At 46.3% G+C, this 21,119-nt stretch carries 19 protein-coding genes; 6 read left to right on the top strand and 13 right to left on the bottom strand.

Features of this window, described 5'->3' with window-relative positions:
* Window positions 1-47: 47 nt before the first annotated feature.
* Window positions 48-1,094 carry a quinolinate synthase NadA gene (nadA, locus tag KXJ70_RS16780; RefSeq protein ID WP_219044696.1) on the bottom strand — a complete coding sequence of 349 codons (1,047 nt, stop codon included), beginning with the start codon at window positions 1,092-1,094 and terminating at the stop codon, window positions 48-50.
* 363 nt (window positions 1,095-1,457) lie between these two features.
* On the opposite strand from nadA, the gene KXJ70_RS16775 reads away from it, so the two are divergent.
* The 4 genes from KXJ70_RS16775 (at window position 1,458) to KXJ70_RS16760 (ending at window position 4,790) form a co-directional block, all read left to right on the top strand.
* Entirely contained in the window at window positions 1,458-2,600 is a 1,143-nt protein-coding gene (locus KXJ70_RS16775; protein WP_219044695.1) for a ferredoxin reductase, read from the top strand.
* Between the two features lie 42 nt (window positions 2,601-2,642).
* On the top strand, window positions 2,643-3,767 hold the full coding sequence (locus KXJ70_RS16770; protein WP_219044694.1) for a fatty acid desaturase family protein: 1,125 nt from the start codon (window positions 2,643-2,645) through the stop codon (window positions 3,765-3,767).
* Window positions 3,768-3,922: 155 nt separating this feature from the next.
* Window positions 3,923-4,579 carry a TetR family transcriptional regulator gene (locus KXJ70_RS16765; protein WP_219044693.1) on the top strand — a complete coding sequence of 219 codons (657 nt, stop codon included), beginning with the start codon at window positions 3,923-3,925 and terminating at the stop codon, window positions 4,577-4,579.
* Complete coding sequence (locus KXJ70_RS16760; protein WP_219044692.1) at window positions 4,569-4,790, top strand: DUF3820 family protein; 222 nt, start codon at window positions 4,569-4,571, stop codon at window positions 4,788-4,790. Before KXJ70_RS16765 ends, KXJ70_RS16760 begins: the two co-directional genes overlap by 11 nt.
* 11 nt (window positions 4,791-4,801) lie before the next feature.
* Here KXJ70_RS16760 and KXJ70_RS16755 read toward each other — a convergent pair whose 3' ends face one another.
* The 7 genes from KXJ70_RS16755 to KXJ70_RS16725 all read right to left on the bottom strand — a co-directional run bounded on the left by KXJ70_RS16755 (window position 4,802) and on the right by KXJ70_RS16725 (window position 11,561).
* On the bottom strand, window positions 4,802-5,230 hold the full coding sequence (locus KXJ70_RS16755) for a hypothetical protein (protein ID WP_219044691.1): 429 nt from the start codon (window positions 5,228-5,230) through the stop codon (window positions 4,802-4,804).
* Between the two features lie 80 nt (window positions 5,231-5,310).
* On the bottom strand, window positions 5,311-7,662 hold the full coding sequence (locus KXJ70_RS16750; protein WP_219044690.1) for a TonB-dependent receptor: 2,352 nt from the start codon (window positions 7,660-7,662) through the stop codon (window positions 5,311-5,313).
* A 94-nt stretch (window positions 7,663-7,756) separates the two neighbouring features.
* Entirely contained in the window at window positions 7,757-8,134 is a 378-nt protein-coding gene (locus KXJ70_RS16745) for a hypothetical protein (RefSeq protein ID WP_219044689.1), read from the bottom strand.
* Window positions 8,124-8,555: a nuclear transport factor 2 family protein gene (locus KXJ70_RS16740; RefSeq protein ID WP_219044688.1), complete on the bottom strand. Its 432-nt coding sequence runs from the start codon at window positions 8,553-8,555 to the stop codon at window positions 8,124-8,126. Before KXJ70_RS16740 ends, KXJ70_RS16745 begins: the two co-directional genes overlap by 11 nt.
* A 10-nt stretch (window positions 8,556-8,565) precedes the next feature.
* Window positions 8,566-8,874 (bottom strand): 2Fe-2S iron-sulfur cluster-binding family protein, encoded by a 309-nt coding sequence (locus tag KXJ70_RS16735; RefSeq protein ID WP_219044687.1) that lies wholly within the window; start codon window positions 8,872-8,874, stop codon window positions 8,566-8,568.
* A 33-nt stretch (window positions 8,875-8,907) separates the two neighbouring features.
* Entirely contained in the window at window positions 8,908-10,170 is a 1,263-nt protein-coding gene (locus KXJ70_RS16730) for a cytochrome P450 (RefSeq protein WP_219044686.1), read from the bottom strand.
* Window positions 10,167-11,561 (bottom strand): aldehyde dehydrogenase family protein, encoded by a 1,395-nt coding sequence (locus tag KXJ70_RS16725; protein WP_219044685.1) that lies wholly within the window; start codon window positions 11,559-11,561, stop codon window positions 10,167-10,169. Before KXJ70_RS16725 ends, KXJ70_RS16730 begins: the two co-directional genes overlap by 4 nt.
* A 170-nt stretch (window positions 11,562-11,731) precedes the next feature.
* On the opposite strand from KXJ70_RS16725, the gene KXJ70_RS16720 reads away from it, so the two are divergent.
* Together KXJ70_RS16720 and KXJ70_RS16715 are read left to right on the top strand one after the other, a co-directional pair.
* Window positions 11,732-12,247: a winged helix DNA-binding protein gene (locus tag KXJ70_RS16720; protein WP_219044684.1), complete on the top strand. Its 516-nt coding sequence runs from the start codon at window positions 11,732-11,734 to the stop codon at window positions 12,245-12,247.
* A gap of 24 nt (window positions 12,248-12,271) precedes the next feature.
* A complete protein-coding gene (locus KXJ70_RS16715; RefSeq protein WP_219044683.1) occupies window positions 12,272-12,943 on the top strand; it encodes an RluA family pseudouridine synthase in 672 nt (223 codons plus the stop codon).
* 164 nt (window positions 12,944-13,107) lie between these two features.
* On the opposite strand, the gene KXJ70_RS16710 is transcribed toward KXJ70_RS16715, so the two are convergent.
* From KXJ70_RS16710 to KXJ70_RS16690, 5 genes are all read right to left on the bottom strand, one after another.
* Window positions 13,108-15,006 carry a DUF3604 domain-containing protein gene (locus tag KXJ70_RS16710; protein ID WP_255558548.1) on the bottom strand — a complete coding sequence of 633 codons (1,899 nt, stop codon included), beginning with the start codon at window positions 15,004-15,006 and terminating at the stop codon, window positions 13,108-13,110.
* A 131-nt stretch (window positions 15,007-15,137) separates the two neighbouring features.
* Entirely contained in the window at window positions 15,138-16,145 is a 1,008-nt protein-coding gene (locus KXJ70_RS19615; RefSeq protein ID WP_219044682.1) for a HupE/UreJ family protein, read from the bottom strand.
* On the bottom strand, window positions 16,142-17,074 hold the full coding sequence (locus KXJ70_RS16700) for a peptidylprolyl isomerase (protein ID WP_219044681.1): 933 nt from the start codon (window positions 17,072-17,074) through the stop codon (window positions 16,142-16,144). The genes KXJ70_RS19615 and KXJ70_RS16700 overlap by 4 nt, the downstream gene beginning before the upstream one ends.
* 323 nt (window positions 17,075-17,397) lie before the next feature.
* Window positions 17,398-19,665, bottom strand: a complete 2,268-nt coding sequence (locus KXJ70_RS16695; RefSeq protein ID WP_219044680.1) for a TonB-dependent receptor — start codon at window positions 19,663-19,665, stop codon at window positions 17,398-17,400.
* 259 nt (window positions 19,666-19,924) lie between these two features.
* Window positions 19,925-20,962 (bottom strand): NADP-dependent oxidoreductase, encoded by a 1,038-nt coding sequence (locus KXJ70_RS16690; protein WP_219044679.1) that lies wholly within the window; start codon window positions 20,960-20,962, stop codon window positions 19,925-19,927.
* Window positions 20,963-21,119 lie beyond the last annotated feature (157 nt).

Genomic DNA, 21,119 nt, shown 5'->3' with positions numbered 1-21,119 from the left:
AAAACGCCGCTATTTCAGCGGCGTTTTTTTTCGGACATGACGTTATGCTATCGACGCTTACCCGCTGCGAAATCCAACATGCGCGTCAGCGGTTTCATAGCCTGCACGCCAAGCTCTGGGTCAACAAACACTTCATTTGAGCCGCTTTCAAGTACCGCCGCCAAATTATCAAGTGCATTCATTGCCATCCAGGGGCAATTTGCACAGCTCCGACAAGTCGCGCCACTGCCCGCTGTGGGCGCAATGATAAATTCCTTATCTGGCACCAACTGCTGCAGCTTATAAAAAATGCCCTGATCGGTAGCTACTATCATTTGCTTATTAGGTAGGTCGCGCGCCGCATTAATAATCTGGGTGGTGGAACCAACCATATCGGCCAAGGCAACAACGCTAGCGGGTGATTCAGGGTGCACTAACACCGCTGCATCGGGGTACACCTTTTTAAGATCGAGAATACCCTGGGCTTTAAATTCCTCGTGGACAATACAGGCGCCATCCCACAACAACACGTCGGCTCCTGTTTCGCGGCGAACGTAGTCACCGAGATGCTTGTCGGGCGCCCACAGAATTTTCTCACCCTCACTGTCCAGGTAGTCAACCACATCTAAAGCAATACTTGAGGTAACAACCCAATCAGCGCGCGCTTTTACCGCTGCCGAGGTATTGGCGTACACAACCACGGTACGGTCAGGGTGCTCATCGCAAAAAGCAGAAAACTCGTCGATAGGGCAACCAATATCCAGGGAGCATGTTGCCTCCAGAGTTGGCATCAGCACGCGCTTTTCCGGCGACAAGATTTTTGCCGTCTCACCCATAAATTTAACACCGGCAACCACCAGCGTCGCAGCCGCATGGTCTCGTCCAAACCGCGCCATTTCTAAAGAGTCAGACACACAGCCACCGGTCTCTTCGGCCAGCGCCTGGATTTCAGGGTCGGTGTAATAATGAGCAACAAGCACCGCATTTCTCTCAATCAACAGGCGCTTAATTTTTTCACGCAAGGCCGCCCGCTCTTCTGCGGGCACCTTGGGCTGCTCATGCAACTGCGCCAAATGTTCGCGAACCACTTGTTGCGCTGAAGCTTGTTCCGCCATAACTCTATCTCTTTGTCACGGATACTGGGTCGCGAAGTTTAACAGAATTGCTTTAAACAAGCCCAGCAAATGGCCGCTAGGTAGACCACAGCGGCAAGAAGATTTTTGTGCTGTTCAATATTCACACAAACCAAGAAAACCTATAAGCACCACCCAAAGAAAGAAAAATTTATAAAAAACCCATAAAAATCAATATATTGAATACAAATAAGAATAGCAGGACATCCAAGCACGACGACAAACAACTTAGTGCACAACTGTTGACAAACCCCTCTCGCAGCCTTATTGTGCACACATGTTCACTAATTGATTTTACCAACACTGTGAGTGGCCAAACACAGGCCCCCAGTAAAAGGAGAGAATATGGGCCTTGCCACCAATACAACATCCCGCAGTGCTTGGCGCCGTATTATTGACACGCCGCTGATCAATGCACTTGCTGCACCCCACGGTATCGGCCGCTATTTAGAAGTGATCAATCCAATGTGGTCGCTGGATAAAACTCGCATCCCCGCCCGAATTAGCGCTATAACGGCAGAAACCGACGACACGGTAAGCATCGAGTTGTCACCGAATGGCGAGTGGACCCACTTCCTGCCTGGTCAATTTGTACAGGTTTATATCGAGATTGATGGTCGCCTTCACAGTCGCAGTTATTCGCTTAGCAATAGCGCCTACCACCAAAAACCGCGTATCACGGTCAAGGCACACGAAGATGGCTTTGTATCCAAATACATTAATAGCGAATTACGCGTAGGTGATCGCATTAGCATATCGCCCGCAGCGGGGGAATTTGTGCTGCCCGCTGACACTCCCGCTGCACTGCTATTTATTGCAGCAGGCAGTGGTATCACTCCAATGATGGCGATGCTAGAAACGCTATTTGAGCACGGCCACAGCGGCGCCATCACCCTGCTTTACTACAGTCGCAATAGTGCGGAATGCATATTCCGCAAGCGCTTAGAAGAGCTAGCGCAACGCCATGAAAACTTCTCATTACTACTGGTGTATAGCTCTGCACCAAGCCAGCAAGTATTGCAGGGACACTTCAATCAACACCATTTACTCAATGCGCTAAGCACCAACAATGGTCTTGCTGATCACACTGGCTCAATTTCGCTACCACTGACTTACATTTGTGGTCCCGCGGCATTAATCGATCAGGTCAGCGCCGAATTCGAGCTGTTCTCTCAGGGTGACAAGCTACACAGCGAGCGTTTCAAGCCAGCTAATCGCGCTTTGAACACAGATGGCATCAGCGGCAGCATCGCGTTTAGACAAAGCCAATTCGCCGTTGAAAACGATGGCAGCACATTATTAGAACAGGCCGAAAGTGCCGGTTTAAGCCCGCAGTCTGGCTGTCGCATGGGCATATGCCACACCTGCACCTGCTTAAAAACCAGCGGCACAGTGCGCAATATTAACAGCGGTGAAATCAGCCGGGGCGAAGAGCATATCAGACTGTGTATTTCGCAGGCGGTGGGCGATGTCACGCTTTCGCTGTAACAACTAAATCACACTTAACACAACTTACAAAGGGCCAAAGCCATGGGTAAAATCGCACTTAATGCAGAACAACTCGCCAACTTTGGCGAGGAAATAGACGCGATAAAACAGACCGCGCTATTGCAGCGCGGCACACGTGACGCACGCTATATAAAGCGAGTAGTGGCATTTCAACGCGCACTCGCTATCGCGTCGCGAATGAGTATTTATGCCGCGCTGCCATTTCTACCGTCGCTGGGTCTTTCACTTGCCAGCTGGCCACTGTTTTGGACGCTAATCTGCGCCGGCAGCATCGGTCTTGGTATCGCTAAAATTCTCGACAATATGGAAATTGGTCACAATATTATTCACGGTCAATACGACTGGATGGGCGACCCCCGTTTCCACTCCAAGCACTATGACTGGGATACTAACTGCCCAAGTGAGCAGTGGGCCCACTCGCATAACTATGAACACCACACTTACACCAATGTACTGGGTAAAGATCGCGATATCGGCTATGGCATTTTACGCATGGACAAGGCGCAGCATTGGCACCCCGCTTACTTAGCGAACCCCATTTTTGCGACACTGCTAATGTTATTCTTTGATATGGGCGTTGCACTTCACGATGTAGAGATGGACAGTCTGCGCACAGGTAAACGATCGTTTAAAGAAACCTGGCCAAAACTCAAGCAGTCACTGCGCAAAACCGCGCGCATCTGGGGCAAGGACTTCATTTTGTTTCCCGCACTCGCTGGCCCGTTATTTCCGGTGGTCATGGCGGCCAACGCGGTAGCCAATCTGATCCGCAATATCTGGAGTTTTACCATTATATTCTGCGGGCACTTCCCCGCCGAAGTGCACACGTTTCCGGCGTCGGTTTGCGAGAATGAAACCAAAGGGCACTGGTACTACCGTCAACTGCTCGGTTCAGCCAATATAGAAGGCGGCAAGATTTTTCATATTATGAGTGGCAATCTATCTCACCAGATTGAGCATCATCTGTTCCCGGATGTACCTGCGCACCGCTATGCGGAGCTGTCGGTGGCTGTTCGCGAAGTATGTGGTAGATACGGCATACCCTATAACACCGGACCGTTGTGGAGCCAGTACGCATCTGTGTGGGCTAAAATATTCACTTTAGCATTGCCACCACGCCACACAGGTAACATCCTCCCAGCTTGATCAATAGGCAAGCCTTGTACAGTCCCCGCTGGTCACATCCAGCAGGGGCTTGTAAACTTAGGCCCACGTCCGAAAGATCACCGATCAACGTCGCAACAACGCGACAAGGAACTCGATGGTGATGACACAACTCTCAACCACGAGTTACACGTATTATGAGTCGTCCTCAAAAGCGCCATCGCAGCCACAGTGATACGCTAATCAACACTCGCCAAGCCTTACTCGAAGCGGTATTAGAACTGATAAACCGGGACAAAAGTTTCGATGGCATTAGTCTGCGTGAAGTAACCCGCGAAGTGGGTATTACTCCCGGCGCGTTCTACCGGCACTTTCCAGACATGGACAGTCTTGGTTTAGAGTTAGTAACTTCCTCGTTTAGCACCCTTCGCACCATGTTGATCACAGTGCGCGCCAACCCCATTCCCGAAGAATTAATTATCCGTCGCTCCGTTGAAACCTTTGTCACCTATGTTCGCGCTCACCGGCGTCAGTTTCAGTTTATTAGTCGAGAAGCTTTTGGTGGTGTTGCCGTCATTCGTAATGCCATCAACGACGAATTCAAACAACTCGAAATCGAACTCGCTAGCGACTTAGCCAGGCTTGTTAGCAGCGATGACTGGAGCGAAGACGACTTGCAGATGCTCGCCAGCTTAATGATTGGCTCAATGATCCAAATTGTTACTCAACAACTTATGGGTAGACCACGCGGCGAAGACGACGCCGAGATCATTCAAAAAGCGGAAAAACAGCTGCGTCTCATCGCCCTAGGCGCAAATGCGTGGCATAGCTCAGGAGCGAAAAATGACGCTTGATCAAGATCCGCAAATTCTAATCGATGCGGTGAATCAAGTCATGCCATTTGGAAAATACCAAGGAAGGAAACTGTTAGAGCTACCGGAACCCTATTTAGTGTGGTTTCACAAACAGGGCTTTCCGGCAGGTAAATTAGGCGATCAGCTGGCACTGATGTATGAGATAAAACTCAATGGCCTCGAAAATATGCTAAGGCCATTGTTGCGTTAATTTCGCAAGGCTTACAAACCCAACAGCGGCGTATTTAACAAGGGAATCTGCGGAATGATAGTTAAGCCTGGGGAAATAATCGTACCACCACCCACAATATAATCTACCGTCGTCATTGGGCTATCCACCAACACATCAAATATAGGTATTAACTGACCTTTTAAGGGGCCACCCAAACCTATTAGTGTGTCTATTGGGGTTTCACCACTCAACAAAATATCTGAGCCCGCCAAAAATAATGCGGTGCCATTTTCAAGCCCAGGTGGTAGTAATCCCAAGTCGCCAATTGGCGCATAGAGTGGCGCTAAGGGTCCGGTGTTTAGTGATAGTAAGCCCGCCAACTCCGCCTGAGCTAACACGCGATCGCTCATCGTAAAAAGGGATGCAGCGAGCATCGACACGGCGATGACTGAGTTAGAAACGTAATCTTTTAATTTCATATTTCATTCCTTTTATTCTAGATATTAAAAAGGCGGAGGACACGCCGTCACATATCCTCCGCAAGGGTGATTGCTACCGATTAAAACAGAGTATCAAAATCCCATTTTAATTTAAGTCCGTAGGTCCGTGGTGGCGCTAACGTTACGGTACGACCGAAGTCTTGTTGCACCATAGCTTGGGTATAATCTTTGTCTTTGGCGTTATTCACAAAGGCCGTCAACTGCAAACCCAGTGGATCGTAAAAATACGAAATACGCCCAGCCCAGGTTTCGTATTGGTCTTGAATGAAAAAGGGAGACGCCTGAGGCGTGGTGTTGTAGCCACCGTTGTAATAGTAGTCCACACCAAATTCCAGATTACCGAAATCACCCATACTCAAAAACTGGTTAGCAGATACACTTGAACTAAAGCGCGGCGTCCGAACAATCCGGTTACCACTAAAGTCACGAGCTGGATCACCCGTTAAACTGTCGTCACCAAAATACAGACCAGTATCATCGTCAAAGCCCGCCCCATTTTGGTAATCGGTATAGAAGGCATCTAAATAGGTTGCACCGCCGCTAAATACCAAACCGGGATTTAAGTCAGCCATCGGCTGCCACTGAAAATCGATTTCAGCACCTTCTATCTCTGCCGTGCCTGCATTTTTAAAGCTAACAATCCCGCCCGAAGGAATGGCCACCAACGCCGTCAACAAACCTTCAATCTTGGTTTTAAAAATCGCACCGTTAAGGCGTAGCGTGCTGTCGAACAAATCCGATTTAAAGCCCAACTCAAACGCAGTCGCCTCCTCTTCTTCAACCGGGTCCGGATCCGTAAAGAAGTTTACAATGTTGTAGGTGGGGCTTTTATAACCCCGCTGGGCCGATGCAAATATCTGCAAATTCTCTGTCGGGAAAAGCTGAAGTGCAATACGCGGCGAAACCGTTTCAGCTTCAAGATCCGGCGCAGTAAAGTCAGAAATTCGGATATTCTGTGAACGATCACCAGAGCGGTAATAGTCATTCGGTGGATCACCAGCCGTCGGCAACACCACATCCAAGTAGCTATTGGTAATACCCCGCACTTCCTCCTGGTAACGCACACCCGCCGTGACATTAAACCAATCGGTGGTAAACCACGTTGCCTGTGCGTAAGCGGAGTTGGATTCAGTAGTCAAAATCCCGCCATTACCCAAAACAATATCTGGCGTGGAATTGAGTATTGGCCCCAATATTGGTGCCAAAATACCCGGCAAACCTGCCAGGTTAGAAGCCAAACCAACTGGGTTCAGCGTTAAATATAGGCTTCCAAAGCCCCCTTCTCCTTCTAGTCGATACAGGCCCGCAACCCACTGCAGGTCATCTGACAACCAGGTATCCTCGTTAGACAAAATTTGTAGTTCATAGGTTTTCTGATCATTGAACTGATCAGCACTATAGAAATACGCTTCGGCTTGCTCTGTTGAATCAAGATCGTAGTGCGCCTCGTCAACCACGGCGTAGTTTTCGGAGTATATGAACTTCACATCGACTGGACCCGGATGCCATTCAAAAATACCACCGTACAACTCATTCATCGTTGAGTTACCGCCAAGATCGTTATTGCGCCAAACACGGTCTCGTTCGTCGGCTTCAACGCCAGCTAATAATACTGGTGAAGGACGGGTATTCTCCTGAGACAGAGAGTTACTGGTAAATTGATTGCCATAGGAAGCAATTAAGGTCATAGAAAAACTATCTAATGGATCCCAGCGCATTTTGACTCGCGCACCTTCAGCAAACTCGTCCTTCATCGGCCCAGGCTCGCCAAACACCTCATTGCGACCATATAAGTCTTGCGAGCTATTAAATAATGAGACCGTAAGACCTAAGCTATCGGTCACCGGCAATCCCAAATAAAGCTGGCTAGCTTTGGCATTGTAATTACCCACTTCAGTCTTCAAGTAGCCCGTAAATTCTTCTGGTGGATCTTCCGTAATAATGCTGATAGCACCACCCGTCGCATTTCGACCAAACAGCGTTCCCTGGGGCCCCTTCAACACTTCAACTCGCTTTACTGCGCCCAACGTATCTTGCTTACCCTGACTGGGCCCGATGTTTATTCCATCGATATAAGTCGCAATGCTGGGGTCGGCGTTAGGTAGAAAGGCATCAGTACCGATACCGCGCAAATAGATAACGGTGTAGCCATAGGCGTAAGTGAATGTCAGGCCCGGTGTAATTTTTTGAAGATCAGCAGTTGAATCGACGCCCATTGCGTCTAATTTCTCACCGCTGAATGCACTGATCATAATAGGGATATCTTGCGAGTCTTCCTCACGCTTCTGAGCCGTGACCATCACTTCTTCGATCAGTCGGCTACCCTGACCAGTCGCCGAGGCCGACACCGGAATGGCCATTGCCGTGCTACCACCGATAGCCAATGCCATCATTCGATAAAGGTAATTCATGATTTACACACCATTATTATCTACTTATATTAAACAGCGATGCAGGTTCTATTTCGACCTACTTTTCACTACCACTTCCAGATTCACACTTGATTTAGGTTTGCCTTATTAATGTCATGCTGAATATCGCTGCCGCAGCAAAATCTGCCAGCGCAAATACCAGCAATGCGGGAGATACACCCTGCATATAGCCAAACAGCAGCCACCCACCAGCAAACAATTTCACCAGCATACTAATGAGTACAAGATCCCTACTGTCTGAGATTCGTAGCCTCAATAAAGAAAAGCCTAGACCCAATACACCAGCAACACCTACAAAAGTATTTAACGCCGTTTTTGCTGATCCAACATAGAAATCGGTATCACCAAAAGACAAAATCAAGGTGATCACATAGTCGTTTAGACATGGGTTTGCTAGGAGCAAAAACAGCCCCACGTCCGAGACGTAGAAACTGCGATGATTAGGCAACATTGTTGGTAAACGCCTTGTACGCGACTGTGGTATTCATAAAGTCGCGGAACCACAGCCATTTACCCTCTTTGCAAGTGATGACGTGTACAAACGGCGATTTAATTTCATTGCCGTTAGTTTTAGTCGTCAAGCGCAGATGCCCAACAACAATGACTTTATCGTTTTCACAAATGAATTCGTCCGCTTCGAATACATGAATATCAACCGATGAAAGCACTGTTGTAAAAAATTCGCGACATTCGACTAGCCCCTTATAATCTCCAGCATAGGGGATTTCACTAGGCCCATAGAATTCTATGTGGGCGTCGTCATGCAGCAACTCAACTATACCGTCTACATCATGACTACCAAATCGAAAAAATACTTCCTTGGTCAAAGCCAAGTTAGCTTCTTCAAGTTTTTTTACTTCAGCATCACTCATTATTATTCCCCTATTCTGCCTGAGCTATTGTGATTTTTAAGGTATTCAGTGTTTCTTTAGTACTTAGTTGACACAGAAGGCGACTGCCGCTTTTAACATGCAATAAACCGTCTAGTACGTCTCGCTCATTCTCATCACAATCCGATAAATACTTCGCATCACTATCGTCAGTGTAAATATGGCATGTTGCACAAGAACAACAGCCGCCACACAAAGCGTCTATTTTCATTTCATCGCCAAGCTGAGTAAAAAGTTCGGAAAATCCATCCACACTATACTCAGCTACCTCACCGGCTCTATCCGTTACTATTACCTGCACAAAAAACGCCTTACGTCCGTTAATGAAGTTTGATTAGCTGCTCTTTGCGACTAGCTCGACAGGCAAAGTAGAAAAACCATAAGCAAGCAAACCACCTGATTGGCGTTTTGAATTACTAATACTTCCTTTAATGCCGTCGCATTTATCAAGAACAACATTCAACATAATTTCGGCCTCAACACGCGCCAAAGGTGCACCTAGACAATGGTGAATGCCTCGCCCAAAGGTGACATGTTTGGCAATATTTTTACGGCCAATAATGAATTTTTCTGGCTCAGGAAATATACTTTCATCATGATTAGCCGCGGCCATGAAAAACGCGATCCAATCACCAGCCTTAATAGCTTGGCCAGAAATTTCACAATCTTGAAGAACAAGGCGGAATAAACGCTGTGGAGGTCCATCACGACGCAAGCACTCTTCCATAAATGGCCGAATTAAACTGCGATCGTCTTTTAACTTTGAAAACCAATCAGCATCTTCGAGCATGACACCCATCAAATTACCTATGAAATAGGTGGTTGTTTCAGCACCTGCAACCACTAAGGTAATACAAAACAGGACGACTTCTTCCTTAGATAAAGTATCACCTTCGAATTCTGCATTGATAAACGCCGTCATAAGGTCATCGGAGACTTCAATGCCCGCTTCAATATCAGCGTAACGTTTTTCTACTGCAGCCACGAAATAGTGAAAAAGCTCGACATTACAAGATTGACGCTCATCCGAAGTGAAGTCAGACGACACCATAAATGCGTTAGCCCAGCGTACAAGAAGCTTATAATCTTCCGGTGGGAGTCCCATAAGATAGGTCATAACCAAGGCGGGAATAACGCCCGCCACGTCGACCATAAAATCAATTTCAGTATTGAGAGATCGATCTACAATTTTATTAACATCTAAACGCAATCGCTCCACAATATTGTCGTGGATACGTTTCGGCGTGAACGCCATTTTCGCTAAATTTCTTAGTGCTGTATGACGAGGGCGGTCGTGATTTACCAACATCAAACTGGGCGCGCTAGAGTTAGCCTGCATGGGATCTTCGGACGAAAATATCTCAGGGTTACGCAACACGTAGTCGACATCTTCGTAGCGTGTCACCACCCATGCAGGATACGGCGTATCAACACCAGGTACGGTCCCTGGAGGATAATCCAGCAGACCATTTACCGGCGCGTGATTTCGCAACTGTTTGTAAACCGGATAAGGATTACTTATGCATTCAGGTGACAACATATTTTTTACGAGGAGTTCGATCTCTGTCTCTGTATTGCTCATAGCGTTATTATTCATATCTTCCTCATTAATTTGTTAACCATTCTGAACACATCCGAATACGGCGGTGTAACAAAGCCCGACACATCCATAAATCCGGATTTATAAATAGCTCTGCTATTTGAGAATTCCTTAAAGCCGTATTCCCCGCGATATTTACCCATACCACTACCGCCCACACCGCCAAAGGGAAGATCGTCATTTGCATACTGGAAAATCACATCGTTTTTCACCAAACCACCGGAGCTGGTTTCGCAGGCAACACGTCTAAACTCAGCTTCGCTGCTACCAAAGTAATAAATGACCAAAGGGTGTGACGACTGATTGATGTAAGAAATCTGTCCTGACAGATCGCCAATGGTTTTTATAAGTAATACCGGACCAAATATCTCGCCGGTATTAATTGCCGCGTCATTTGATGGATCTATCACCACAGTAAGTTGGTAGCACGATTGATTAAGTCCAGCAAATCGGACTACTTTGCCGTTCTTGCTCTCACCCTCAGCGACCAAATTCTCTAATCGTTGGCGATGACGGTCATTAACAATCGATACCGAATCCGCTGAACCTTGAGATGAATCGGCATTCTCAACAGCTGTCTTCAACTCGATCAAAAACGCATCCAGTCTTTCTTTTGCAATCAAAAGGTAATCAGGCGCAATGCATATTTGCCCGGCGTTAAAATACTTGCCAAAGGCAATGCGTTTTGCGGTTAACTTTAAATCCGCTGAGCTGCTGACTATCACCGGCGACTTGCCGCCTAACTCCAGAGTTAGTGGTACAAGATTCTCGGCGGCGTCGCGCATAATATACTTAGCTACCGTTTCGCCACCGGTGTAAATAACGTGGTCAAATGGCAGCTTTACGAATGCTTGGGCCACATCTACATCACCACAGGCCACTGACACTTCATCATCAGCAAAATACTGAGCTATTAACTTCTGTAGCAATGCCGACGTCGCAGGCGTAATTTCTGAAGGCTTTATAAATGCGCGATTCCCAGCCGCCAATACCGAGATTAGTGGCGAAAGCGCCAAATTTATTGGGAAGTTCCATGGACTAACAATACCCACTACCCCCTTGGGGAACGACTCGACATAGGTTTTTGCGCCGCTCATCCTTAAGCTCAGATCCGGCGTGCGGCGCTCGGCCTTCATCCAGAATTTCAAGTTCTTTAATGCGTGGTTTGCAGCCTTAATGGTGGTGGTGATATCGGCAAACGAACTTTGATCTGCAGAGCGGTAACCAAAATCTCGCGACAGAGCCTCACACCATGCCGCCTCGTGTTCAGACAGCATGGCTTTAACACGACGCAAACGATCCAAACGGTTTGCAAGCGACGGAAAACGTTCCAATTGATAGCCAACACGCAGCGCATTGAATTGAGATTCTAAGTTAGTACCACTCACATCGATAACCTATGCCAACTCGTTATTGTTTGGCGCAAGAATAACGATGCGAAGAAATAGTGTCAATAGGAAACTGTTTCTATTATGTTATGATGTCAAAATTCAAATATCTTGACACAAGCGCCAATCGACCCTAAATTCACATATAAATCAGTATATTGGGAAAGAAATTGAGTAAGCCCTGGAAAAAACACGACGATGTGCCCGTCAACCAAGAAACCGCACCAAATATGTTTTTGGACTATTTTTACCCCATTCACTTTTCGATTGGGATGAAAATAGAGGCCGGATTAATGGAGTGCGGGCGTCTTGATCGCCACCAAACCGTTATCATGTGGATTCTTAGATCCGAGACCATGCGCAGCGGAGAGCGCGCAATTAGCCGAAAAGATATTGTCCGATTAATGACAAACTGGTATGACATTACCAGCAGCAGTGTTTCCAAGGCGCTGCGTGCGCTGTCCAAATCACCACTGAATTACATAGAGATTGAAGAAGACCCCAATTCTGGAAGAGAGAAATTAATTACGCTCACCCCGAATGGCGAGCAACATTGCAAAGAAATGATTGCCAGCGCCTGCAATGTTATTAAACGTATTACAGAAAATTTCTCGGACGATGAAAATAAAATGGGTGTCTATATGTTTATGCGTATGGACGATGAGTTTTCAAAAATCAGGGGCTGATATTATTCGCCCTCGTACCTACCTTTGACTACGCCTGCTGACGACTTTATCGCGCCGCTTTGCGCAGATGAGATCGACATCCTCTATCAAGATGAACATATCTTGCTGCTTAACAAGCCAAGTGGCTTGCTAAGCCTTTCTGGAAAAAACCCATTAAATAAAGATTCCGTTCACTACCGTATGGTGCAACTATTCCCCAGTATCACCTTAGCCCACCGCCTGGATTTTGGCACATCGGGCATTATGGTTTTAGCGCTAAACAAAAACGCCAACGCCAATCTGACTAGACAGTTTCAAAACCGTAGCGTCAACAAAACCTATATTAGTGAATTACTCGGCCATATAGAGGACGATGCGGGAATCATCAATGCTGCAATAGCGAAGGATCCAGAAAACTTTCCCGTATTAAAGCTCTGTGAAAAAAGCGGCAAAGGCGCGCAAAGTCATTTTAAAGTCATTGCCCGCCTGACGAGCCCAATACGTAGTCGCGTACTTTTCACCCCATTAACAGGGCGAACTCACCAACTAAGAATCCACAGCCTTGCCATTGGCCATCCCATTTTAGGATGCGATTTATACCACCGCGAAAACTCGACGCAACTAGCGCCGAGATTACTGCTGCATGCAGCGTCAATCGAATTTGACCACCCAGCGACGGGACAGCGAATGTCAGTGAATTGCACCTGTCCGTTTTAAAGCTAAGTATTCGCAACTACCGAATGCTACGTTAGTATTCGTATTATTCCTTAAAGCACTTATCAATCTTATCCGACATCTTTCTTAGCGCAATAAGTAATCTATTCGCCTGCAAACGCCAAGATTACTTATGCCGATTCTCTAAGATATAAAAAAACAAAGCACTATGGCGTGTACCAAATCGGCGACGAGTAGGCGCGCTCCTGAACGAACATTGGCGCATCATTTGTAATATCAGCACCTAAATACTTAACATCGTATGCGGTCCAACGTGGCGTTGGAATTTCTAAAACCCGCACATAATAAAATGCCTTTTGGCTAGAATTAAAATCAGGATCGGTCCAAACTGTAGCTAGTTCAGCATCACCTATACTATTGCTATAGCTCGCATCCTTTATATTAACTGTATTACCTACCGCTGGCGCTTTGCCACTGCGCTTATCAAGCTTACGACCATCAGAAAGCGCGACGTCATATACTTTTTCGTGGGTAAGGCCTTTATCATCTAACCAGCCTTTAACTACCTGAACTCTGTCAAGATTTGCGCCCAGAGGATCGCGAGCCGCAGCCACCATAAAGGTGGGCGATCTTTTCACCTCTTTACCGAATAGGTCGCCGCCCATTGGCACGCCCTTTATATAACCTATGCGATCAAAATCAGAGCTGAGCAAATCATCATTGGTGAAGCTCCAGCCGCCGAAAAACCGGAGTGTAATACGTGTCCCCGTAGTGGCATACACCTCACGTCGCTTGATGGCAGAAAATAATGATGATCGAGTATTTTCCTCAGCCCAAACCGCAGCAAGCCCACTGGCAACGAGTTTCCAAACTTCCTGCAATTGGCCCGCCATTAACTTATTAGTTCGGTCTGCTGACGGTTCATCATCACCAAACTTACCAAAAAAATTATCTTCATAAGGGGTAGAGAGACCCGTGTGAGAATCGGTACTACCTACTAGCCCAAATTTAAACGGATTCGTCCCTAAGTTGGCCTCATGACGAAGACCCTCTTTAAGTCCCGAGCGCACGTATTCGTACTGCAGCATTTCTGGTTTTTTGGGAGTAGTCAGAGTGATATTACCCTGATCCCAGGTTTCGTAATCTGCAAATTCATCATCTGGTGATAGATAGGGGTGCGCTTCCCCGTCACCTTTAATTTGCGTCGCTTCGTAAACAGGTTCCCAGCGTGCACGTTTTTCTGCATATGCGGAATCAATCAGCTTTCCATCTACTCCCGTGGGGGCAAACATGCGGCCATTACTCACGTTTCCGTTATGGGCTATCGCGAGTACTTCTCCACCTGTTTTAGTTTCATAGTCCGCTAGGGCATTCCATAAATCGACAGGATCAGTGCTGTGCTGTGCTGAAAACGGTAGGACTTGCGAGGCGAGCTTGGCATCATCTTTAAAGATGACGACCCGATGCAGGTTGTCACCGCTAATCATAGAAGTCCACTCATACCCTATAAACGCTGTAAACAATCCCGGCTCATTATACCTGTCGGCAACTTCTGCGGACTCCGACCAAATGGATTTTTGTAAATCTAGCGGTACTTTATATTTCTCATCACTGCCTTGAATCGCAATAGACCACGACAAGGTTAGCTCCTTGTTCATGCCCTTCTGCAAAAGATCTCGCCACTCTTCACCTAGCTTCCAACCTTTTAAATTTGCATTATTATCCGCAAGCTGGGAAAAAATACCTAAGTATTCCGCATGGTCAGTAATCGCAAGAAAATCAAGAGGACGGCGCAATCGTACTGGCATACCGTTATCGGCCTTTACTTTTTCACCACGCGCGAAACGAAACGCGTCTTCACGAGAGAGATGCGTTAACATTGTGTAGGCATCGGCGGAATCTCTAGTATGTAAATGCGTGTCCCCCCAATACAGATTAGTATTCCCTTCTCGTACCGGAGAGGAATAAATAGGTAGCTGCTCATCTGCATTTTTAACGGCATTATCCGCGGCACTCGCAAAAGGCATTGCCACCGCAATGAACATACCCGCAGCGAATTGCGATCCAAACAAAAATCGGCCTTGACTACGATCAGAAATAAACATTAAAAGCTCCAAAAAAGTATTTTAAACCATGCCCGTCATCACCAACTGGGTGCTGCCATCAGCACAAATATAACTTTATCTACACGACTCTATCCGACTTTTAACATCCAAGGATGTAGGGAGTCAGGGCATTAAACAAACTGCATACATCGCTCCACCATCCAATAAGTGGCAAACACACCGATGGTGTAACTGAAGCAAACTCGAGCAAGATCGTGATATTTAGGTGACGCGAAAGAGTTGGTGACTGCCATCCGACGCACTAGCCACATAACTAGCGCTACAATCGTAACAAAGACGAGCTGTCCAACTTCCACTCCAACATTGAAAAACAGCAAACCCGTCACCAGCTCTACCTGTGGCAAACCAATCTCGGTGAGTACCGCGGCGAAACCTAAGCCATGCAATAAGCCGAACGCAGTGGATACCGCCACCGGGTAATTCCAAGTTAAACTGTCTCGCTTACTTTTCGCAATTTCGGTAGCGAGGAAAACAATACTCAGCGCTATGACTGCCTCTACAGGCGGGACTGGAAGGTGCACTAGATCTAAGGCAGACAACGCCAAGGTGAAGGAATGAGATAAGGTGAACCCCGTTACTGTTATTAAAATTCGTGAGAATGAACCGGCGATCCAGACCAAGCATAGCAAAAACAATAGATGATCTATTCCCTCCCATATGTGCTGTATACCCAAGCGCGTATAATCCAACGCAACCTGATAGGCACTTTCAGTCTCTGGAATAGTCCAGCTATACTCATTGGGCGCGAGCATCCGAGTGTAACTTTCACCTGACAAAGCGTTGTATTTTACCAAGCTACTCAATGAGGGATTAAATACTGGATAAGAAATTTGAATATCACCGCCAGATAAACTTTGCTGACACTGATACAAGCGCTGCCCTTGTAGGGTTTGTATCAGCACCCGCTCACTAGAAACAGTATCAGGGAAGTGACTGCAATCAGCAGGTAAGGCTAAGGTCGGCAAGTTAGAGGCGGAAATGGTTGGGGGAATACGCCATTTCAGCATGTACACCAAAGCTTGTTTTTCCACTATAGAAAAATACGCAGGCCGCGCATCATCAGCCCACGCGCCAGGCGACAAGGACAGCAACATCATCGTTATAATTAGAAACTTCACGAGGCATCCAAGGTAACTGTTACGGGCTGAGACGCCAAACCAGACCCCGACGTAATACCGTCTTTTTCCACGAAGATTTTATAATCAGCGACAATCACATCAATAGCCCCGTCTAATAGCTTTTGCTGCTCATATCTTTGTGCATCCGACATAACGCGGGCATAAACTTCTTTGAGCTCCGGCTGATACCCCTTTTTAATACTAGCAACTTGAACTAGATGATAACCGTATTCAGACAGAATTGGGCCCTGCCAAGTATTAAGCGTGTCCTCACTCAGAGCGAACACTTGTTGCTGAAAACCAGCACCAAAGTGATCGAGTACCGTCTGTGCCCCCTTGCCTATATAATTTGAATGGTATAAAAAACGATCGCCGTAACTGGTCGCGTGATTAAACAATTCTCGTCGCTGCTGGAGTTGCTGTAATGTTCTCTCCGCAACCAGCAACGCCGCTTCTGGGACGCGATTTTTTGTGCTTATGAATACATGGGTGAAAGTAATTTCAGACTCGACATAATACGCAGCTTGATGCTGAGCATAGTATTTCGAAAGGGTTTCCTGAGATATGTCTACAGAATCAACGAGATCACGTAATGTGTATTCCATTCGTTGAACAAGCCTACGCTTGGCAGTGTAATCATAACGATCAAGACCCAGCGATTTAGCTTCGCGAAAAAGTACTTCCTCACGCACATAATCGTCGATCACTTTCTGCATCTTATCTTCTGGCAACTGGTCTAAGATAATATTCAGACGCTCGCCATCAATCGCCCGCGCTTGATACTGCATAAACGTCAACAGGTCAGCTCGCGACACGCTAATTCGGCGGGGATCGTCCATCGAGCTGGGATTTAGGTAAGCAAAAACCACAAACATGCCAATCCCGATTAATAGAAAGTGCAGCAAGGGTTCGCGGAGAACTCGATACATTTTATACTCCCACCTGACTGGCAGTCAGACAAGCTCTAGGCGTTCTATGCCTTGACTCAATTGTTAACGACAAACATCACTGAATATTCATTATCGTAAATCAAAAGATATAATAATTAGGTGCTTTAAAGAACTCTCTCAAATCACACTCAATTTTACTACATTAATCTCTTACGTCTTATCATACTGAAAAATCAGTTTATAAAAATTCAAAAATACAATGAATGAATGCCCAAGTAAAAACAGAGATATCATATCTCGTTTATTACTAATGGGCATTCAGACCTTTTTCTTATTAACTGGTATCTTGCTAAAATCGCTATTTAGAAGCTATAAGTCACTTCCAAACCAAACTCACGCGGCGATCTAACTGTTGCAAACTTCCAAAATGAACCTTGATTCTGGACACCTGGCTGAGGACGATTTGGTGCAACAACATAGTCGTGAGAAAAACTATCGTCATCAGTTAAATTACGGCCGAACAACGACACACGCCATTCATCACGCTCATAAGTTAAAGAAGAGTCTAGCAAACCAAATGCTTCTATTTGCGTACCGGGATGATTAGTCAAGGTTGCCTCGTAATCATCACGCCATGAGTAACTCACCCGCCAGCTCAACAAGCCACCGCTCACCGACCAATCCAATACATTCTGAACCGAGTAGGTTATTTCTGGTGCACGACGCAGTTTTAATCCTGATTCATCCGCAACAATACCATCACCATAAATGTCAGCAACGAAATCCGTATACTTAGCATCCAAATAACCTACGTTACCAGAGAAGCGCCACCAATCTGTTAGTAACAGATCAAACTCCAACTCAACACCGTTGAATTCGGCCTCGCCTATGTTACGTATCGCTTGCTCCTGACCTTCAGGAATACTTGGTGCGGGTAGAGACACTTCTGTTTGCATATCCTCATAAATCATATGAAATACGGTGGCATTTAACTTTAGCTTGCCATCCATAACAGTAGACTTTATTCCCGCCTCCCAGTTATTCAGGGTTTCAGCGCCAAACCCTTCAGAGAGTGACTCCGGCGACGATGCCCGCGGAGAAAAACCACCACTTCGGAAACCAGTAGAGTTAGTGACGTAAGCCATTAAATCGTCGGTGAACTGGTAACGCGCGCCCAAACGATAAATCCAATCATTATCGGTACGCTCACCGCCAGCATTTGGCCCAACATTATATGTGCCCGCCGTTACATCAAAAACATCACGGTCCATTCTCTTTGTTTCAGTGATAAAGCGAGTACCGGCGGTTAGCGTTAACTTGCTATCCAACATACTATAGTCACCCTCAAAGAATACCGAGTGCGATTCAGATGAAGTCTCTGTTTGTGAGAAGGGAGACCAGTCAGTTGAAAATATTTGTGTTAACTGATTAGACGTGGCATCTGAATTGGCTGAGAAAACGCCTGCTTGCCAAAGTAAATTTCCGCCGGCGTCGCTACTGATACGAATCTCATGCGTTACTTGGTTGTAATCGCCAAACCGATTGACGTGATACAGGGTCGCCGGACTTCCATCAAAATCCGCTTTGTACTCATCAGCAGAGGTCAACCATCCTCCCACATAGGTCAACGTCAACGAATCATTAAGATCAGAGTCTATTTGCCAAATGGCTTGATGGGTTTCTAGGCCCACTGCACCGCGATAATTGGCGTAGCTACGGCGGCGATCAGAACTTTCGCCAGCGGGACGAATTGTTTGACCGAATTCTCCGCCACAGTCAAAACCATTTGCTTGGTAGAAGCCGCAAAAAGTATCTGAACTATCAGTGGCCGTTCCTAAGGTAGCAGCAGCGATACCTTCCATATTGGAGTAATTGTATTGAGCTTGCAGAGTAACACTATCAGAAGCATCAAATAGCCAATGCACACCGGCGCGATCGGTGTCCTTTTTACCCATGTCACCGGCAACTGAATTTTTGGTATAGCCCTTACTTTGGTTTAATGTTGAAGCGGTTAGTTTAACTGCCCATTCCTCTTCACCATAGTTATACAAAGCTTCTAGATCATGCTTTCCGTATGTACCTAAACGAGTGCGAACCTTACCGCTCACTTCGTCAGTCCGAGGCCTTTCGCGATGAATATTGATAAGACCACCGACGACATTTTTTCCGAACAAGGTTCCTTGCGGGCCGCGCAGCACTTCTATACGCTCAATATCAAGCAGATCGAAAACTTGGCCAGTACCTGTCGCCATTGGCACACCATCTACAGCGACCAATACCGTGGGATCAAATGCCTTTTCAACATCTTGGTAGCTGATTCCGCGTATCGCAAAACCACCACCTGCGGGGGTCCCTGCTTCAATAGTATCCATAACAACGTTAGGGGCAAATTGAGCAAGCGACGTAGTATCTAAGGTAAATGCGTTTTTAACATCGTCACCTGCAATTGCGCTTACCGCTACCGGTACATCTTGTATGCTCTCTTCACGTTTCCGTGCCGTGACCACGACCTCTTCTAAAGTTCTAGCACCTTCGGCATATACTGGTGTAGCAATCGATGTACCGCCGGCCATAACAATGATGCCCAGCGACTTGCATATTAATTTATTGTCGTTATCTATAAAAGACATACCTATCCCCTAAGTTATTTTTATAGAGCCAATCAATCTCACAATGGCAATATGTACTGAATCCTAGCAGCGATTTTAAAATTAAACAAGTATGATTGTTTTTTAAATTTAAGGTCTATTTATTCTCGGTAAGCGTAGATTCTTAAACTGAGAATTTTTGACACAACGATCTTAGTTATGTCAGAAAATGCTACCTATCGACACACCTAAGATCTGAAGAGTTATTGATTTACAGAATCACATTAATTACTCAAAATTTTTATTGCTGATCAGCCGCAGCCAGCCTTACCAAAAGTTTACCCTTGTTCATGCCAGAAAATAGGCGCGCATAGGCATCAACGGTATTCTCTATTCCATCTACAATATCTTCGTTAAAACGTAACTTTCCCGACTCAAGCCACCCCCGTATTTCAGCATTTGCGGCATCGAATTGATCTACGTAATTTGTCGTCAGCAAGCCCTTAACCGTTGCGCTATGAGCCAGAATTTGCCAATAGTTATACGGCCCTGGTACCGGCCCACTCGCGTTGTAGCTTGAAATCGCACCGCAAAAAACGATACGCGCATGGTCCGCGATATTAAGTAGCGCAGCATCAAGTATTTCTCCACCAACGTTATCGAAGAATATATTTACCCGCTCAGGGCATACGCTGGCGATTTCTTCAGCCAAATTATCACAGTCTTTATAATTAATAACCGCGTCAAACCCTAGCTCATTAATAAGCCAGCTTGCCTTATCATTTGATCCTGTTAAGCCAACAACTCGACAACCTTTTATCTTCGCTATTTGACCCGCAATTGAACCAACCGCACCGGCAGCCGCACTGATTAATACCGTTTCACCCGCTACCGGACGACCGAGCTCTAACATACCAAAATATGGCGTTAAACCCATGGCGCCACTGAAGATGCTTAAATAGTAGCGCGGTGGATACTTACCATCATTCACCACCTTTGTAAGTACTTCTCCTGAGTTGACGGTGTACTCCTCCCAGGCGTTAACCGCCAAACCTTGGACATAGTCTCCCGCAACAAAATCTGGATGACGACTCTCCAACACCTTTCCCAGCGTGGTGCTTCTGATACTCTCACCAATGGCAATAGGAGCCATATACGTATCGTTACCACTCATCCAGTCCCGAATTGCTGGATCCAAAGATAAGTAATGATTCTCGATCAATACTTCGCCGTCGGCCAGCGAAGGCACGTCCACGGTTCGCAAACGGATATCGTCCGCGGTCGGAACGCCTACAGGACGCTGATGTAAATAAAGCTGTCTATTGGTGACTGGGGTCATGAAATATTCCTACAATTATTATCGTGTCTGTACTGCGAATTGGAAAAGAGTAGTACTAGATAAAAATAAAATCAATCATGTTTGACTTTTTTATCGCTATTGATTAACTTTGACCATGCTGATCATACTTACATACGGCAAATAATAATTAATGGTT

Source organism: Zhongshania aquimaris (assembly GCF_019312595.1).
Lineage (GTDB): Bacteria > Pseudomonadota > Gammaproteobacteria > Pseudomonadales > Spongiibacteraceae > Spongiibacter > Spongiibacter aquimaris.
This window is presented reverse-complemented; position numbering and strand designations above follow the sequence as displayed.

What these genes read in the sequence shown, in the direction of transcription:
- KXJ70_RS16700 (WP_219044681.1), bottom strand. Translation starts at nt 17,074, where the DNA reads ATGTATCGAGTTCTCCGCGAACCCTTGCTGCACTTTCTATTAATCGGG.
- nadA (WP_219044696.1), bottom strand. Translation starts at nt 1,094, where the DNA reads ATGGCGGAACAAGCTTCAGCGCAACAAGTGGTTCGCGAACATTTGGCG.
- KXJ70_RS16695 (WP_219044680.1), bottom strand. Translation starts at nt 19,665, where the DNA reads ATGTCTTTTATAGATAACGACAATAAATTAATATGCAAGTCGCTGGGC.
- KXJ70_RS16740 (WP_219044688.1), bottom strand. Translation starts at nt 8,555, where the DNA reads ATGAGTGATGCTGAAGTAAAAAAACTTGAAGAAGCTAACTTGGCTTTG.
- KXJ70_RS16760 (WP_219044692.1), top strand. Translation starts at nt 4,569, where the DNA reads ATGACGCTTGATCAAGATCCGCAAATTCTAATCGATGCGGTGAATCAA.
- KXJ70_RS16730 (WP_219044686.1), bottom strand. Translation starts at nt 10,170, where the DNA reads ATGAATAATAACGCTATGAGCAATACAGAGACAGAGATCGAACTCCTC.
- KXJ70_RS16710 (WP_255558548.1), bottom strand. Translation starts at nt 15,006, where the DNA reads ATGTTTATTTCTGATCGTAGTCAAGGCCGATTTTTGTTTGGATCGCAA.
- KXJ70_RS16750 (WP_219044690.1), bottom strand. Translation starts at nt 7,662, where the DNA reads ATGAATTACCTTTATCGAATGATGGCATTGGCTATCGGTGGTAGCACG.
- KXJ70_RS16755 (WP_219044691.1), bottom strand. Translation starts at nt 5,230, where the DNA reads ATGAAATTAAAAGATTACGTTTCTAACTCAGTCATCGCCGTGTCGATG.
- KXJ70_RS16775 (WP_219044695.1), top strand. Translation starts at nt 1,458, where the DNA reads ATGGGCCTTGCCACCAATACAACATCCCGCAGTGCTTGGCGCCGTATT.
- KXJ70_RS16765 (WP_219044693.1), top strand. Translation starts at nt 3,923, where the DNA reads ATGAGTCGTCCTCAAAAGCGCCATCGCAGCCACAGTGATACGCTAATC.
- KXJ70_RS16690 (WP_219044679.1), bottom strand. Translation starts at nt 20,962, where the DNA reads ATGACCCCAGTCACCAATAGACAGCTTTATTTACATCAGCGTCCTGTA.
- KXJ70_RS16770 (WP_219044694.1), top strand. Translation starts at nt 2,643, where the DNA reads ATGGGTAAAATCGCACTTAATGCAGAACAACTCGCCAACTTTGGCGAG.
- KXJ70_RS16745 (WP_219044689.1), bottom strand. Translation starts at nt 8,134, where the DNA reads ATGTTGCCTAATCATCGCAGTTTCTACGTCTCGGACGTGGGGCTGTTT.